The following is a 14,933-nucleotide window of genomic DNA, read 5'->3' as shown; positions in this document are numbered from 1 at the left end:
GAAGGTTAATTGCGTCCTGTTACGAGAACTCATCAGCACCTAGGAACCTCGGGCAAGTTTACGATGACCTCGGACTAAAGAAGCCATCCCATAGGCGATGACCAAATGAAAATACCGAAGAGCACTATCGTCCAACTTTGCTTCTCAGCGCGGGAATTGTGATGGCCGCCGTACAAGTCGCCGCCCAAAACAAAGTACCGGTGAAGATAGTCGGCATCGGCGCGACAAGCTGCGCGCACTTTACAACCGAGATAGCGTCAGATCCCGATGCGGAAAAGAACTACCTTGCGTGGATGCAGGGGTATATGAGCGGAATCATGGTTGGTCGACCTGTCGGTGTGGACGATGGCATCGATTTGACACCTCACACTTTCCCTCTAGGCGCCCAAGCCGAGTTCATGCGGGCGTTCTGTGCGAAGCAGCCCAAAAGTGACTTCGCAGACGGTGTGGAGCGCCTATACGTAATGCTGAAAGAGACTTAACGGGACGTGACGCAAATGTTAAAGCGAAGCGGCTGATCGGTGAGCGCCCTTTCGAGCTATGGCTCGACGCGAGATTCGTAATGGAAAATAGCCGAGACATTCCGAACGTAATCCTCATTTGGATGTTCCGCGTATTCGCAGCGTCTATAGCATTAGCAATCATACTGAAGATTGCCGGGGCGATTTGAAATAGTACCACTCCTGGCGGACTAGCTGCGGCGCGCTGCAATAAGAACCGGTCGTTTGCGGACCCCGGAGATATTTGTTCGCGGCCGCCGTTATCACCAGAGTTACCGCCTAGGATGCGAAGCATCATGATTAGGAAACTGAGATTGGAAATTACGCTGGTTTTGCCTAACGTGACCTCCACTGCAGACGCATGCGTCGAGGCTGATCAGCCAAGTCTCAAAACGGGAGGGCGTTGAATCCGCCCACATCCGAATGTCGGGTCAAGGCGCGCGCTCAGCTTTGCATACACTACGACCCTCGTGTCTTACCGCTGCCCCGCATCCGAGAATTCGTGCAATCTGTCGGCGCTCGCATTTCAGAGCAATTCGGGCATGTGAACTGGCAGGCCGACGTCCCCGATCAACGCCGCGCTGACACCATCGCGGAACACCCGCGGGTTCTCTGGATGGTGATAAAATCATGTGCTTGCGGTCACAGGCCGCAAAAATCGAAGGTTGTTTTGTTCTGTTTCCAAAAGCGGCTGACTGGCTCGACCCATATTTAAAGGAGTTGATTTCCTTTCCAAATTCCAAGCACGATGACCAAGTTGACTCGACTGTTTTTGCTCTTGCCGTCTATCTTCACGAGCTGCTTTCGTTTCCAAATGCCAAGTATGACGACCATGTCGATTCCCCCGTTTTTGCGCTGGCATGGATAGGAACTTAGTCACTAGGACTTAACCCGCCCATGCGCGGATGGCTCACCGCGTTCATGTCCGCGATCTTGGTGGTCACCGGGATCGTTCATGGTGCCCATGCGCACAGCCCGTTGCTTCGCGGTTATTGTAGCCTCATCGACGACCGACGATTCGTCCGTTGAAACCACTCATTGCCAGTTCTGCTGAGCGATTTCTGTACCCGCTGTCGCGTGACGCTTGCTAAAGACTCCCCAGCGGCGCGCCTCGTGGGCGATGCACATCACTTACATACCGATGGCATGCGGCTTCGTCTATCTGGCTGTCGTGCTCGACTGGTACAGCCGTCCGAAGCGTCTTCTGGATCTCCGGTGCCGCTCGGCGCAATCCGGTCCTATCGTTCTTCCACTTCTAGAGTCGCGTCCTGGCTCAGGCCGGAAAAGGCAATCTGCCTTCCCCGATCCTCGATCAGCTCTCTCCTAGTGAGCGAGCCCCCAATTCCGACGGCGCACGGTCGAACGCCGCCCGGATGCTCGCCTTTTCCGCGGCGTCGAACAGTTCGGCATAGATCGTGCGCCACGCATCGTCGACGAAGCGGTAGAGCTTCGTGCCGGTGGTCGGCATCAGCCACTGCCTCTCGCGCGCGGCGTCAACCGGCAGGCGCGAGGCGACTTGCCGGTCGGACTCGACGCCAGTCACCGCCCGAGATGACCGCGACATCGGCTACAGCCAGCAGACGACAAAGCGTTGCCGCCCCCTCGGCCGTCAAGGCCGCTTTCTTTCCGCAAGCGTCCAGCATTTCATGCCGCAGTACCTTCGCCGTCGCGGTTGCGGAGGTCATTATGGAGAGCCGTCGCCGCTATCGCCGCGTGGCCCATCGCGACACTGATCTGATCGAGCGACATGACGATATCGCCGGCCGCGTAGACGCCGGCGACGCTGGTACGCTGCTTGGCATCGACGACGATGCAGCGATCGTCGCTCAGCTCGAGGCCGAGCTGCCGCGCGAGCTCGTTGTTGCTGTCCGACCCGAGCGCAGGATAGATCGTGTCGAAGTGCAACTCGCTGTTGTCGGTCAGGTGGAGCGAGACCAGATCGCTCGAAAAGTCCATCCGGGCCAGGGGGCTCGGTGCAACCGCTATCCCGGCCGTTGCGAGTGCCGCGCGATCGTCGGCATCAAGGTCGATCGCCTCTTGCGCGACAAGCGTGATCCGGTCCGAGAACGTGCGCAGGAACAGCGCCTCGGCAACGCCGTGCGTATTCGCGCCGATCACCCCGATCGCCTGCCCGGTCGCCTCGTGAGCATCGCAGATCGGGCAATAGCGCAGCATTCCCCGCTGAAGGGCGTCCCGATGCGTGTCCGCATCGAGCGCAGGACGGCGATTCTCGACACCAGTTGCGATCAGAATGGTGCGCGCCCAGATCGTCACGGCGGACCCTCGCGCTTCAAGTGAATCGGCGTTGCCTCTGACCGTTTCGATGCGGTCCGTCAGGATCGTGGCGCCGTATCGTTCCGCCTGTTCGCGCATCCGCCGCAGTAGCTCGTCGCCCGCGATCCCGTCCGGAAATCCGGCGTGATTATGGGAGAGTGGTATCCATTTTGCGCGGCTGTGCCCGTCGTCGACCACGACGACGCGGCGGTGATAGCGGGCAAGATAGATCGCGGCCGTCAGGCCCGCCGGTCCGCCGCCGACGATCAATGCGTCGTAGCGATCCGCCGTCATGACGCTTGTGTTGCCGGATCGCGGTAGGCGAGTAGGCGAAGGGCGTTGAAGACGACCAGCAGCGTCGAGCCTTCGTGCATCGCCACCGCAGGACCGATGCCGAGGCCAAGGGTCGTCGCGGGCACCAGGAACGCCACAACGCCGAGGCTGACAAACACATTCTGCCGGATGATGCCGCGGGTGTGGCGGCTCAAGCCCACCGCGAACGGCAGATGCGCGAGATCGTCGGCCATTAGCGCGACGTCTGCGGTCTCCAGTGCAACGTCCGATCCGGCTGCGCCCATTGCGATGCCGACCGTCGCCGACGCCATCGCCGGCGCGTCGTTGACGCCATCGCCGACCATCGCGACCTTATCCTCGCCGGCGAGCTTCTTGATCGAGGCGACCTTGTCCTCCGGCATCAGATCGCCCCATGCCTCGTCGAGCCCGACCTCCTTGGCGATGGCGTCGGCAACCTTCTGATGATCGCCCGAGATCATGATCATACGGGTGATGCCCATGTCGCGGAGACGCTTGAGCGCAACCTTGGCCGCCTCGCGCGGCGTGTCCATCAGGCCGATCGCGCCGATGTCCCGGTCGCCCTTGCGCACAACCATCGTCGTACGGCCACCCTCCCGCAGGGTAGCTATGGCATCGGTCGCCGCGGCGTTCAGCGTAGGGATACCCTCCACGCCGAACATCTCGGCCTTGCCGATCCACACGGTCTCGCCATCGAAGGTCGCGGTGACGCCACGTCCGGTCAGGCTCTTCGAGATCGGTCGCGCTCGGCAGCTCCCGACCGCCCAGGCGCTCGCGCCCATCCTTGACGATCGCCTGTGCCAGCGGGTGATCGCTCAAAGCTTCGACCGCGACGGCGAGAGTGAACAGTATCCTCCTCGCTTGCGCCGTTGACGGGCACGACATCGGTGATGCGCGGTCGACCTTCGGTCAGCGTGCCGGTCTTGTCGAACGCGATCGCCTTCAGCGAGCCGAGGTTTTCAAGCGGCGCACCGCCCTTCACCAGCACCCCGCCGCGAGCGGCCCGCGCGACCCCCGACAGGACCGCGCTGGGGGTGGCAATCGCCAGCGCGCACGGGCTGGCGGCGACCAGCACCGCCATCGCGCGATAGAAACTGTCGCGGAACGGCTCGTCGACCACCACCCAGGCGAAGAGGAGGATGAACGAGAGGGCCAGCACCGCGGGCACGAAGACGCGCTCAAATCGATCGGTGAAGCGCTGCGTGGGCGACTTCTGCGTCTCGGCCTCGCTCACCATCTTCACGACCTTGGCGAGCGCGGTTTCGTTGGAACGCCGCGTCACCTCGATCTCGATCGCGCCACCGCCATTGATCGTGCCGGCGAAGACCCGCGACGTGGCCTGGACCGCATCGGGCTTCGCGCGCGCCGCCCCAACATCGGCGACCGGTTCCTTGTCGACGGGGATGCTCTCGCCGGTGACGGGGGCCTGGTTGATCGCGCTCGACCCGTTGATGACAAAGCCATCTGCGGGCAGGCGTTCGTTGGGGCGGATGATCGCGACATCGCCGACCACCAGCTCCTCGACGGGAATCTCCGTGGTCTGGCCGTCACGGCGTACCGTCGCTTTGTCGGGCGCGAGTTCGGCCAGCGCTTCGATCGCGCGCTTGGCGCGTCCCATCGCATAATGCTCGAGCGCATGGCCGAGGCTGAACAGGAACAGCAGCAGCGCACCTTCCGCCCAGGCGCCCAGCGCCGCGGCGCCGGCGGCCGCGACGAGCATCAGCGTGTCGATCTCGAACTTCCTGAGCTTCAGATTGTCGATCGCCTCGCGCAGCGTGAAGAAGCCGCCGAAAACATAGGCGCCGACATATAGGGTGGTCGGCAGCCAGTCCGGCGCGCCCGCAACCAGCCTTTCGATAGCGAAGCCGATCGCAAGCAATGCACCGCAGGTCAGTGCGAAAATGAGCTCGGTGTTGGGGCCAAGGAAGTGCGCGTGCGCGTGATCGTGTCCATCACCCGGCTCATGCTTTTCCGTGCGGGAATGGCCACCAGGCTCGTGATAGTGCCCGGCATGTTTGCGGAGGCCGTGATCGTGTCCGGCGTGATCGTCTTCATGACCCGAGCCGGTCCGCTTCCCGAGCTTGACCTTGAGCTTGCCCAGAGCCGCGACGATCGTCGCCTCGTTGACGTGCTCCGTGTCATATTCGACGCGGACGACTGCCCGAGGCGCTGGCGTCGGCCTGCAGCACGCCTGGCACCCGGCACAGGGTTTCGCTGACGGTGCGGGCGCGGCGTTCGTGGCCGATGCCCTCGACCTGCCATGTTGCATGGCCATGTCGCCCGCTGATCTCTGCGCCGGCCGCGCGCACCATCTCCCGCACGCGCGGCAGCGGCAGCGCCCCGCTATCGAAATGGATGCAGAGCTTTGGCGGCGCGTCGCCATCGGCGGCGAGGACATGCACGCGCTCGACACCGGGTTTCGCGCTCAGCGTCGAGACGAGGCGGCCGACACAGGCATCGGCCGCGTCGGGCACCTCGGGTAGAAGGACGGGAATATCGAGTTCGAGCTTGTCGGTCATCAAGCCTTCTCCGCACCCGTCTTGGTTTCCGCGGGCGCATCGCGAGATGGAAGTGGCCAAAGCCTACGGAGCGTTTCGTATCGCTTAAGTGAAATGGCGTGCAAAGTCATTGTATAACTTCGGACGAAACCGGTCGCGCATTGCACAGGGAAACCCCGGATAACCGCAGACGTTATCCGCATCATGCAATACCCGGTCACCCCAGATGGAAGATATTTCGTTGTGCGAGGTCGGCTGTGGCGGACGACCAACCCTAACCTTTCCGAGACCAAGCGACAAAAGCTCGTTCGCGATTTGATGAGGGCCAGACGAGAGCGTGATCGAGATGGGGTCGATAAGGCCAAACGATCTCTGGGGGAGCGTGGCCCCGCCTGGTGGAAGGGGCCGGACTTCAATCGGTATCTTGTGAAGGCCACGCCGTACGCGGACTGGTATGTGAAGCTTTCAGACATTCGAACCTGAATTCAGTCCGCCTCCGACAAACAGTCAGGAGGCGCGAATGAAAATCATCCTCATCTCTGTCTGTATGGCCGTCTTCTGGGCCGGATTCATGGTCTGGCGGAGCGCAGCCCCCGTTAACATCGCCATTTTCGGCGTAATGGGGCTGGCTTTCGGTTTCGCCTGGACGTGGTTCATGAAGCGGTGCGGCCACCTCACCGCCTGACTGGCTTTTCCTTTGTCTTTGTTCCTCGGAGGCAAAGCCTCAGGTGGGCTCAACAGCCGTTCCGGCTTCGGGGCTGCAAGATGTTGAGCCCGGAGTTCGCTTGTTCGACAATCCCCCTTGGAAAGCCAGTTTGCATCTGATAGAACAAAAAGCGAACACTTCGACAGTATCCATGAATCTCCCCAACCTCGTCGGTTAGGACCGCCAGGGATCGGATGCCGGCTGCGGAAGAACACGACGCGTGCGGTCAGAAAATTCTGGAACGGATGACGCAACAGAAGGCCGCGCGGCTACGTACCGGACTTGTCCTCACATAACACTTCCATAGTCTTGCCGGCGAGCGGCGAGCCTTCCGTTTTGAACTCAGCCAAGCGTTCATTGCGAGTGACCATCGGCTTACCCTGGCAATCCCCACAGCCGCGAGATTCAGTCACGTGTGATAGGGGACCACTGCGCTCAACCTCCAACCCGGCAAGCAAACCGATACCGCTTGGAACGCCGCAATCAGTGGAGATCTCGGTGCGCTCCGTCCGCGCCGCTCTTTGAAATATTAGAAGCCGGTCTAAGTCGGGCTTCTCGGATCAGCCCCTGAGGTTTTCCGCAGACTCTTTGCCGCGACTGGCGACGATGTCGTATTGGACCTTCTGACCTTCGTTCAGTCCTCTCATCCCAGCCTTTTCCACCGCAGAAACGTGCACAAATACATCCTTGCCGCCGTCATCTGGCTGAATGAACCCGAAACCCTTGGTCCCGTTGAACCACTTAACTCTACCACTTGGCATACGGCCCTCCTTGAACAAACACTGCAGTCTAATATCAGACGGCGTCTTTTGCGACCTTCAAGGGAGCCGCCTTCACGGTTTTGCTTGCGGGCTTCGCCTGGAATTCCATCGGCTCTTTCGTAAATGGATTGATGCCGGTACGCGCCTCTGTCGCGGGCTTGTTGACAACCGAAAACTTCGCGAAACCCGGGAGCGTAAACTCCCCAGATCTCCTCAATTCCTTGTAACCAACCTCAGTGAGGGCTTCGAGCAACGTTTTAACATCGTTCTTTTGCAACTGGCTGACTTCCGCGACTGCATCAATCAGTTGGGTTTTAGACATCTTGGCCATGATGGTTCCTTTCCAAAGGGGATGCCGTCTACTCGGGAACGGCTCCGCCTGTCTAGGATGCGCGGCGGTTTTTGCCGGAGCTAGGCTCGTGATCGGGGTTTCCGAAAGTGATCCGCCATTGTTGAAATGAGCCACAAGATTGCTCACTATTCGCTCGACTTCGCTTCGGGACAGAGCGTGTGTGGTGACCAAGAGACTATCGATGGACTGGGTTTCTATGGCCGAGAGATGCGCAAAAGCTGGACCACACTGCCGGTATCGCCAGGGCCGCCGTATCCGCAATATAAAGAGATCATCGAAATGCGCACCACGTCGAGGAGTTCAGTATGACTGAATACGCCTTCAGGATTCTGCCAGCATGATTGATCGGATGCATTAGGCCTGACGTCCGATGCATGAACTCCTCGCCCCGTCTTCGCCTTCGGGCATTCGCGGGGCTTCGGTGGTGACGGCATGACCGTTCATCGGCAAGAGGAGTTCAAGATGAACAAGTGTATAGCGACCCCCAAAACCAAGCAGGGGGTGCCGGCCCCGAAGACGCCAAGCAAAGCTACCGCCCCAAATGAGGCGATCTCGTCAAAGCAGCGTGCGAATTCCAAGCAGTCTGATGTTATAGAGATGTTGCGCCAACCGGAGGGCGCAACGATTGCGGCGATCATGAAGGCGACAAGTTGGCAGCAGCATTCTGTGCGCGGCTTCTTAGCCGGCATTGTGCGCAAGAAGCTAGGTCTGCCACTAGAATCGCAGAAGGCCAAAGATCAAGATCGGGTGTACCGGATTGCCCCGAACAAGCCGGATAAACCTAAGACTCCGGATAAACCCAAGTCTAAAGCCACGAAACCTAACCGTCGAGCGGCGTGACCATGGCTCGGCGAACCGTCCATGCGACGACGCCGGCCTCGCAACCATCGCAGGTCGTTCAGGCACGCGAGAGCCTGGACGATCTGCGTCGCGAATGGCGACGTCTTTATAAGAGCGAGCCACCCAAGCTCAGTCAAGATCTTCTTGGTCCTCGGTATCGCCTACCGGCGCCAGGAAATGGATCACGGCGGACTCGGCAAGGCGACACTGCGCAAGCTGCAGACACTGGCCCAGACCTTGCGGACAACAGGGCGAGTTGGGCCTTCGCCAAATCTCGCTTTGAAACCCGGTGCCCGCCTTATCCGCCAATGGCACGGTCGCACCCATACTGTGACCGTCACCGAGAATGGGTTCGAGTATGGCGGAACGACCTATTCGTCCCTCTCCCAAATCGCCAAAGAGATCACAGGATCTCATTGGTCCGGGCCTCGCTTCTTCGGTCTTCATGCAAAGGGAACGAAACCGGTAAGCGGAGGCGACAATGGCTGACGCCCGCCAGTCTTTGCGCCGGCCCGTCAAACGATCCCGCTGCGCCGTTTACACCCGCAAATCCACGGAAGAGGGTTTGGAACAGGACTTCAACTCTCTCGATGCCCAACGCGAGGCCTGTGCCGCCTTTGTGCAGTCGCAAAAGCACGAGGGCTGGACACTCCTTCCGACCACATATGACGACGGCGGATATTCCGGTGGTTCGCTGGAGCGGCCTGCCCTGAAACGGCTGCTGGCGGACATTGAGGCCGGGCGGATCGATGTGGTCGTGGTCTATAAAGTCGACCGACTGACCCGCGCGCTCTCGGATTTCGCCAAACTGGTCGAAGTTTTCGACCGCCGTGGCGTCTCGTTTGTCTCGATTACTCAACAATTCAATACTACCACCAGCATGGGGCGGCTGACATTAAACATCCTGCTATCCTTCGCTCAGTTCGAGCGGGAACTGATCGGGGAACGGGTTCGCGACAAGGTCGCCGCCTCCAGAAAAAAGGGCATCTGGATGGGAGGTATCGTCCCGCTCGGCTACGACGTGAAAGACCGCAAGCTTGTCGTGAATAAAGCCGAGGCGCGGACGGTCGTGGATATTTACCGGCGCTACCTTCGGCTCAAATCGGTCCGGGCTCTTCAAGCGGAGCTTGACGCCACAGGCATCAAAAGCAAACGCCGTGTCCGGCACGACGGCACCGTGCGCGGCAACCAGAGCTTTTCGCAGGGAGCACTTTATCTTCTGCTTCAGAACCAGACCTATCGCGGCGATGCAAAGCACAAGGGCAATGCCTACCCGGGCGAACATGCGGCAATCATAGACAAGCCGCTCTGGGACGCCGTTCAGACTGTGCTAGCAGAGAACCGCGTCGAACGGGCGGCCGGCGTCAACACCAGGGCGCCAAGCTTGCTGACCGGCCTACTCTTCGACGAGGCCGGAGAACGGCTCACGCCAACCTGGTCGATCAAGAAGGGCACGCGATATCGCTATTATGTGTCTGACCTCCCTCGTGAAAGGCAGTAGGAATGCCCATTCCACGCGCCGACGTATCCCTGCCGGCGACGTCGAAAATGTTGTTATTGAGCGGATCCGCAAATTCCTATCCAACCGCGGAGAACTGCTCGGTGCCATTGACGAGAGAGATCGCGACCGGATCGGACATCGACATTTGATCGCGCGAGGGCACCAGTTCGCAAAGGAACTGGGTCAGGCGCCGGAGAAACATCGACCATTTGTCCAGTCACTGGTTCCCCGAGTGGAAATCGAAGCCACGAGCGTCAACATCGATATCTCGCTAGCTCGACTGACTACACTGCTCGATTCAAATCATATGGAACTGCCATGTGCCCATGCGATTGGCCCATCCGACCCCGTCCTGACGCTGACAACCCCCGTCCAACTGACTCGTGTAGGCGAGCAAATGAAACTGCTGGTCGAAGATACGGATGACAATAGGGAGCCCGACATGGGACTTCTGCGAGTCCTCGCCCGCGCCTATGACGTTCAGAGGCGGCTTTGCAATGACCCATCTCTTACGGTTCGCGAAATTGCCTGCCAAGAACAGATTACATCGAACTATCTATATGTCGTCCTTCGCCTGCGCTGGCTCGCCCCCGAAATCGTCACCGCAATCGTCAATGGCCGGCAGCCACCGCAGCTTAGCACCAAACGATTGATGCGGCTTATGGCGAAGTTACCCGCCGATTGGCCGGCGCAACGCGCCTTGCTGGGTTTCGCTGAGAGATGGTAAAATGGAGGATAGCAGCACCGTCCCGCCCCTTCGAACAAATCGTCATCGCATCGCAACACGATGCCGCCTTTTTGAACGGAAATTCGGTCGTAAACTTTCATTGGTTTTTGTAATTTTTCATGCTGTTATTTCTTTTGATGAACGCGGCTATCGTCGCACCACACGCACTGCAATGCAGGTCTGGTTGGCTCCCCAATTATTATTATCGATACTCCCTAGGTCGGAAAATAGGTGGAGGCTATCCGATAGCAGTGTAGAAGCTTCATCCAACACGCGTCGCCATCCGTCCGCCGCGGCAAGATTTCATGGCGCTGACCATCCCAAAAAAGGCAGAACTGTATGCCTGATGTTGTCCCTTACGAGGAAGCGCTCAAGCGCACCGAGGACAGCGAGAGAACGCTGCTCATCGGAAACGGCTTTTCAATCAAGTATTTCAGCTACGGCTCACTGCTCGCTGCGGCGGGCTTAAAGGAAGACGATCCGGCCTTGGCCCTCTTCAAGGCGTTGGATACCGTCGATTTCGAAAGAGTTGTTCACGCACTTGAGCATGCCGCCGTCGTCGCGCACGCCTACAAGAACGACAAACACTCCGCGCAACTCGTCGCGGACGCGGATCGGGTTCGTCAAGCTCTCGTGAAGGCCGTAAGGAATACTCATCCTGGACATCGGGAAGACATCGCTGATGTTATTCCAAGCTGCATCGATTTCCTCAAGGACTTCGCAACAGTCTTCACTTTCAACTACGATCTGCTGCTGTACTGGGTTGTCCTAGATAAGGATTGTCCGTTCAGCGACGGCTTTGGCCTCGGCGCCGAAGAGAACGGCTTCCGCGGACCGTTCCACCCAGAAGCCAACTGTAACGTCTATAATCTCCACGGCGGACTGCATCTATTTCAAACTTCCGTCGGTGACGTAGAAAAAAGGCTGATGGGCGAAAACGGGATCATTGATGCGATCGCCCGGACAATCACGCAGGACAAGCGCCTCCCGATCTATGTCGCCGAAGGCACGTCCACCGCCAAGCTTGCCCGCATCAATTCCATTCCGTATCTGCGTCATTGCCATGACCAGCTCGGCGAAAGTTCGGGTAATTTCTTTGTCTACGGGCATTCGGCGGACCCAAATGATGCCCATGTTTATGACGCATTATTCAATTCCGAGATTGAGCATCTCTATTTCTGCCTACACAAACCCACGGCGAAGATTGAGGAGATTGACGGAGAGCTTGCGCGCTACAAGAAGCGAAATAATTCCGAGGTCGATTACACCTTCGTCGATGCGGAAAGCGCGCATATCTGGGATAGACAACCCAAAAAGTGACGTGTCCGAGGAAACCAACAGCCGAGATTAGCAGCGCGGCGGCGTCAGTCATTGCCATAGTCAGGCTCATACTCGCGCTGACGCGTCTCGGTTTCGGTATGATCTACGTCAATTCCAGCAGCAGCTATGGCATCACGGTTGTCCAGATGCAGATGGCACGACGGGCACTCGAATTCTTCCGCAATATAGAAAACATCGACCATCTCTTCTTCGTAATCATTGCTTTCTTCCTCGGAAGCCTCCTCGTTGTATTTGGTACCCGCGAGAAATGCCTTGGCCTTGCAGGCTGGGCATTCTGTCTCCCAGATTTCATCAGCGACCAGACGGAAACTGCGGTGCATGTCCCATTTGGATAACGCGGCCGCTTTTGCATGCGCCTCCTCGCGAACCTTCTTGGGCCAGCTCGCGAATTTTTCCGCCGCGGTCTCCACCCGAACTTTCGCTGCCTCTTCTAGGGCATGGACATATTCTTCAAGCAGCTTCCTTGGTGACTTTCGCTTGGCTTCTGCACCCAACCATGATTCAATGGTGTGGCCGCATGTCTCGAGAATAATTTCAGCCGTGTGCCAGAAAACGTCCTTCCCACAGGACGCTGGAAGCGACGCCTCGAACGGCGCTTCGCCCGAATGAAGCTCGGCGTTGCGCTTCAAGCTCATGTTCTCACAAAATTCCTGCGTCTTCTTGTCAAACCGCTTCGTGATATGCGTCAAGCGTTCAAACAAAGTCTTCGCAATGATTGTCTCAGACATCTCGCGCCGACATTCATCCCCGCAGCAGCAAATATGGACACATAACTTTGTGGATCGGCTACCAGAACACGGGTGAACCGACGCCAGCGCAGCTTTGCCGACAAGCTCCAGCGCCAAAGACGCCCAAAGCTGGTATTCCCCCATCCATTTTCGGCCTTTGGCCGCCAGCGCCCGCCCAATATAGACCTTGGACTTTCCGAGCAACGCATCGAATGATAATGCAGGCGCAAGTCTGCTTCTGCAGTGCGGATGATTTCTCGTTCTTCATCGGACGCTCACACGCAGCATCAGCCTGGTAGGAGATGCCGCTGTCTTCGCCAGTCCGCGCCCATGCAGCACTCGCCAGTTGTCAATAACCAGCACATCGCCCGCCCGCCAGTGAATAGCCGTCAGCTTCCCTGCTCCGCGGCGGATAATTGCATTAGCAACGATGCCGCGCATCATTATCGATAGCTTCCATGCATCCCTGATCAAACCGCACAAATGGCCGCGCCCCATCGCATACGCTCGAATAAAACGATTTCCGACCATCGCGGACAAGATACTTTCCCGCGTGGCTTCCAATTTCCAGGTCCTGAAAGCGGACGAGCACTGTTGGCACGGGGGACAAGCCGGGATCCGCACAAGCCAGAACAATGAAGCGCGGCGGCTCGGCCAAGTGGGCGCCGTCAGTGTGCAAAGGAAAGCTCGACACGCCACGAATTTGCGCTAGAAGACTGTCGGCGCGGCGGCCTCGCCCGCATCAGAGAGTGTCAGGCTCTTCCATCGCCTCACCTCGGCGACCAGGCATGGCATTACCCAGCGAACGGCGCGCCATGTCGGCAATTTTGGCGGGATCACACCGCTCGCCTATGGAAACCTGCAGCCAGCCAGTAGCGATAAATGCTCGACGCGCCATCTCCGAGGGTGCGTAACGTGCGTTCGGGAGAGATGAGAACCAATCAATCATGCACGTGCCGAAAGGTCGGATATACGCCCACCGAAATAGTCTTCAGTCCGATTGGAACGCGAGGCGTCCTCATAATAATCCGGCGCCGACTGAAATTTGCGATTGGGATCAGGCACGGCGCCCGTGATCCCAAAATTGAGTGTATTGAGGAAGGTCGATTTTCCAAGTCCGTTGGCGCCAATCAGGCAGAACACATTGCGTTCAACGCAAATCTCGACGTTTGGCTGCAGCGAATACAAATCGAAATTCTCGAGGGCGACCCGGCAAATGGTCGGGAGCGCGAATTTCCTCGCAGGCGCTTCAGTGGCCACGTTTGATATCCTTCACACTGCAGCCTCAGACGCGCTCGAAGACCAGACAGTGCTCTGAAAGTTCAAAAGTTCCTCCGTGCTGCGAGCTATTTCGCATTGATCGAATTTTGCCCTTTTTCGTCAAGCGAAAGCCCAACGGGGCTGCACACTCGACCAAGATCCCACCCACGTCGATATGGACGCCAGCATACTGACTGTCTCCAATTGCCACAACCACATGGTGTCCGAGCTTGAGGATACGACCAAGATGCCGAAAGACCATGCATAGATCATCGAAGTAAAATCTGATCATCTCCGGGATATTTCTGTTCCATAGCTCGCCCCGCTTGCGCGACAGAGCCACAACAACGGCTTCGATGCTCGTTCTGACGAAGCGAGCCGCGTCGTCGTCTTCCACTTGATCTGTACGTGCGAACGAAAGGTTTGCTGCCGCAAGGCAGTATTGTGTTCAGATCGAACTCGGACAGCCTGGAACATCCAGAGTTCGAGATTGCAGACGTCCGTGTAATCGAAGGAGTTGGGAATACGGTGGAGAAGATATCGCGACGTCAGCTTCCGTCACACGCGACAGTTCTGTACGAGCGTCCCCACGCAGTACCCGATGTGCACCTTTGGGGAGACCGGAAAATCTTGTAAGGTCTGCTGCTGCTTCATCTACGGCCTCATCTAGGCTTGCAATGAGATCAGCACCGGATTTCTGCACACGCGCTCTAGTCTTTCTATACTGCCTCCCTTTGCCGTTGATTGTCACGTTGCTATTTCGGGACGAGGACGCTCCCGAGAAGCACCCGTAATAACCTAGCCTGATCTTCTTCCATCGATCTCGATCGACGCAAGATAGCGCGAGCAGTGCGGTACACGTCGGAGCTAAAAACAAACTTGCCGTTTACGCCTGGTTTCTTCAGCGTTAATGGCATGCCGGGGATTGCAGCATCATCAATCTTGCGAGGCGTCAGAGTATTTATAAGTCGTTCGTACCTCGCGCAAAAATCAGCAGCCGAAAGCGGCATCAGCTTTGCTCGAATAAGGTCGGCCAGAAAGGGATTTACCTCAACACTAACTGACTTCAAGCCGAGCATCCGACAGGTCACTGCCGTAGTCCCGCTACCGCTGAAGGGATCGACACAACGATT

The 14,933-nt window shown here is 58.2% G+C and carries 24 protein-coding genes; 10 read left to right on the top strand and 14 right to left on the bottom strand.

Translation table 11 applies throughout. The features are described from left to right. Positions 1–161 precede the first annotated feature (161 nt). Both AC286M_RS00865 and AC286M_RS00860 read left to right on the top strand, forming a co-directional pair. The gene (locus tag AC286M_RS00865; protein ID WP_488202580.1) at positions 162–482 is read left to right on the top strand and encodes a hypothetical protein; all 321 of its coding nucleotides are present in this window, start codon (positions 162–164) and stop codon (positions 480–482) included. A 648-nt stretch (positions 483–1,130) separates the two neighbouring features. Further along, positions 1,131–1,376: a hypothetical protein gene (locus AC286M_RS00860; protein WP_488202579.1), complete on the top strand. Its 246-nt coding sequence runs from the start codon at positions 1,131–1,133 to the stop codon at positions 1,374–1,376. A gap of 3 nt (positions 1,377–1,379) precedes the next feature. On the opposite strand, the gene AC286M_RS00855 is transcribed toward AC286M_RS00860, so the two are convergent. The 6 genes from AC286M_RS00855 to AC286M_RS00830 form a co-directional block, all read right to left on the bottom strand. Beyond that, on the bottom strand, positions 1,380–1,535 hold the full coding sequence (locus tag AC286M_RS00855; protein WP_488202578.1) for a hypothetical protein: 156 nt from the start codon (positions 1,533–1,535) through the stop codon (positions 1,380–1,382). A 277-nt stretch (positions 1,536–1,812) separates the two neighbouring features. Further along, complete coding sequence (locus AC286M_RS00850; protein ID WP_488202577.1) at positions 1,813–1,968, bottom strand: hypothetical protein; 156 nt, start codon at positions 1,966–1,968, stop codon at positions 1,813–1,815. 176 nt (positions 1,969–2,144) lie between these two features. Beyond that, positions 2,145–3,068 (bottom strand): NAD(P)/FAD-dependent oxidoreductase, encoded by a 924-nt coding sequence (locus tag AC286M_RS00845; protein ID WP_488202576.1) that lies wholly within the window; start codon positions 3,066–3,068, stop codon positions 2,145–2,147. After that, positions 3,065–3,868, bottom strand: coding sequence for an HAD-IC family P-type ATPase (locus AC286M_RS00840; RefSeq protein ID WP_488202575.1), 804 nt, complete (start codon positions 3,866–3,868; stop codon positions 3,065–3,067). Before AC286M_RS00840 ends, AC286M_RS00845 begins: the two co-directional genes overlap by 4 nt. Further along, the gene (locus tag AC286M_RS00835) at positions 3,808–4,965 is read right to left on the bottom strand and encodes an HAD-IC family P-type ATPase (RefSeq protein WP_488202574.1); all 1,158 of its coding nucleotides are present in this window, start codon (positions 4,963–4,965) and stop codon (positions 3,808–3,810) included. The genes AC286M_RS00840 and AC286M_RS00835 overlap by 61 nt, the downstream gene beginning before the upstream one ends. Positions 4,966–5,224: 259 nt before the next feature. Further along, complete coding sequence (locus tag AC286M_RS00830) at positions 5,225–5,605, bottom strand: hypothetical protein (protein ID WP_488202573.1); 381 nt, start codon at positions 5,603–5,605, stop codon at positions 5,225–5,227. A gap of 183 nt (positions 5,606–5,788) precedes the next feature. On the opposite strand from AC286M_RS00830, the gene AC286M_RS00825 reads away from it, so the two are divergent. Then, positions 5,789–6,067 carry a hypothetical protein gene (locus AC286M_RS00825; RefSeq protein WP_488202572.1) on the top strand — a complete coding sequence of 93 codons (279 nt, stop codon included), beginning with the start codon at positions 5,789–5,791 and terminating at the stop codon, positions 6,065–6,067. A gap of 37 nt (positions 6,068–6,104) precedes the next feature. Beyond that, positions 6,105–6,269, top strand: coding sequence for a hypothetical protein (locus AC286M_RS00820; RefSeq protein ID WP_488202571.1), 165 nt, complete (start codon positions 6,105–6,107; stop codon positions 6,267–6,269). 581 nt (positions 6,270–6,850) lie between these two features. Here the strand turns inward: AC286M_RS00820 and AC286M_RS00815 are convergent. Both AC286M_RS00815 and AC286M_RS00810 read right to left on the bottom strand, forming a co-directional pair. Then, positions 6,851–7,051, bottom strand: a complete 201-nt coding sequence (locus AC286M_RS00815; RefSeq protein WP_488202570.1) for a cold-shock protein — start codon at positions 7,049–7,051, stop codon at positions 6,851–6,853. Positions 7,052–7,085: 34 nt separating this feature from the next. Further along, complete coding sequence (locus AC286M_RS00810) at positions 7,086–7,382, bottom strand: HU family DNA-binding protein (protein ID WP_488202569.1); 297 nt, start codon at positions 7,380–7,382, stop codon at positions 7,086–7,088. Between the two features lie 453 nt (positions 7,383–7,835). Between AC286M_RS00810 and AC286M_RS00805 the strand changes: the two genes are divergently transcribed. The 5 genes from AC286M_RS00805 (at position 7,836) to AC286M_RS00785 (ending at position 11,791) form a co-directional block, all read left to right on the top strand. Next, positions 7,836–8,243 (top strand): DUF3489 domain-containing protein, encoded by a 408-nt coding sequence (locus AC286M_RS00805; RefSeq protein ID WP_488202568.1) that lies wholly within the window; start codon positions 7,836–7,838, stop codon positions 8,241–8,243. A gap of 21 nt (positions 8,244–8,264) precedes the next feature. Next, the gene (locus AC286M_RS00800; protein ID WP_488202567.1) at positions 8,265–8,732 is read left to right on the top strand and encodes a DUF2924 domain-containing protein; all 468 of its coding nucleotides are present in this window, start codon (positions 8,265–8,267) and stop codon (positions 8,730–8,732) included. Further along, positions 8,725–9,744 carry a recombinase family protein gene (locus AC286M_RS00795; protein ID WP_488202566.1) on the top strand — a complete coding sequence of 340 codons (1,020 nt, stop codon included), beginning with the start codon at positions 8,725–8,727 and terminating at the stop codon, positions 9,742–9,744. The genes AC286M_RS00800 and AC286M_RS00795 overlap by 8 nt, the downstream gene beginning before the upstream one ends. A 307-nt stretch (positions 9,745–10,051) precedes the next feature. Continuing rightward, complete coding sequence (locus AC286M_RS00790) at positions 10,052–10,471, top strand: hypothetical protein (protein ID WP_488202565.1); 420 nt, start codon at positions 10,052–10,054, stop codon at positions 10,469–10,471. Positions 10,472–10,810: 339 nt separating this feature from the next. Then, a complete protein-coding gene (locus tag AC286M_RS00785; protein ID WP_488202564.1) occupies positions 10,811–11,791 on the top strand; it encodes a DUF4917 family protein in 981 nt (326 codons plus the stop codon). A gap of 44 nt (positions 11,792–11,835) precedes the next feature. Here the strand turns inward: AC286M_RS00785 and AC286M_RS00780 are convergent, their stop codons facing one another. Together AC286M_RS00780 and AC286M_RS00775 are read right to left on the bottom strand one after the other, a co-directional pair. Further along, complete coding sequence (locus AC286M_RS00780) at positions 11,836–12,744, bottom strand: hypothetical protein (protein WP_488202563.1); 909 nt, start codon at positions 12,742–12,744, stop codon at positions 11,836–11,838. 60 nt (positions 12,745–12,804) lie between these two features. After that, entirely contained in the window at positions 12,805–12,981 is a 177-nt protein-coding gene (locus tag AC286M_RS00775) for a TauD/TfdA family dioxygenase (RefSeq protein ID WP_488202581.1), read from the bottom strand. Here AC286M_RS00775 and AC286M_RS00770 point away from each other — a divergent pair. Next, positions 12,971–13,252 carry a hypothetical protein gene (locus AC286M_RS00770; RefSeq protein ID WP_488202582.1) on the top strand — a complete coding sequence of 94 codons (282 nt, stop codon included), beginning with the start codon at positions 12,971–12,973 and terminating at the stop codon, positions 13,250–13,252. The two genes, AC286M_RS00775 and AC286M_RS00770, sit on opposite strands and share 11 nt — an antisense overlap. A gap of 30 nt (positions 13,253–13,282) precedes the next feature. Here the strand turns inward: AC286M_RS00770 and AC286M_RS00765 are convergent, their stop codons facing one another. The 4 genes from AC286M_RS00765 to AC286M_RS00750 form a co-directional block, all read right to left on the bottom strand. Beyond that, positions 13,283–13,438 carry a hypothetical protein gene (locus tag AC286M_RS00765; RefSeq protein ID WP_488202562.1) on the bottom strand — a complete coding sequence of 52 codons (156 nt, stop codon included), beginning with the start codon at positions 13,436–13,438 and terminating at the stop codon, positions 13,283–13,285. Between the two features lie 47 nt (positions 13,439–13,485). Continuing rightward, on the bottom strand, positions 13,486–13,800 hold the full coding sequence (locus AC286M_RS00760; RefSeq protein WP_488202561.1) for an AAA family ATPase: 315 nt from the start codon (positions 13,798–13,800) through the stop codon (positions 13,486–13,488). A gap of 25 nt (positions 13,801–13,825) precedes the next feature. Further along, positions 13,826–14,197 (bottom strand): hypothetical protein, encoded by a 372-nt coding sequence (locus tag AC286M_RS00755; RefSeq protein WP_488202560.1) that lies wholly within the window; start codon positions 14,195–14,197, stop codon positions 13,826–13,828. A 358-nt stretch (positions 14,198–14,555) separates the two neighbouring features. Beyond that, a partial coding sequence (locus AC286M_RS00750) for a hypothetical protein (protein ID WP_488202559.1) occupies positions 14,556–14,933 on the bottom strand: 378 nt, incomplete at its 5' end.

This window comes from Thainema salinarum CENA647 (assembly GCF_057732415.1).
This window is presented reverse-complemented; position numbering and strand designations above follow the sequence as displayed.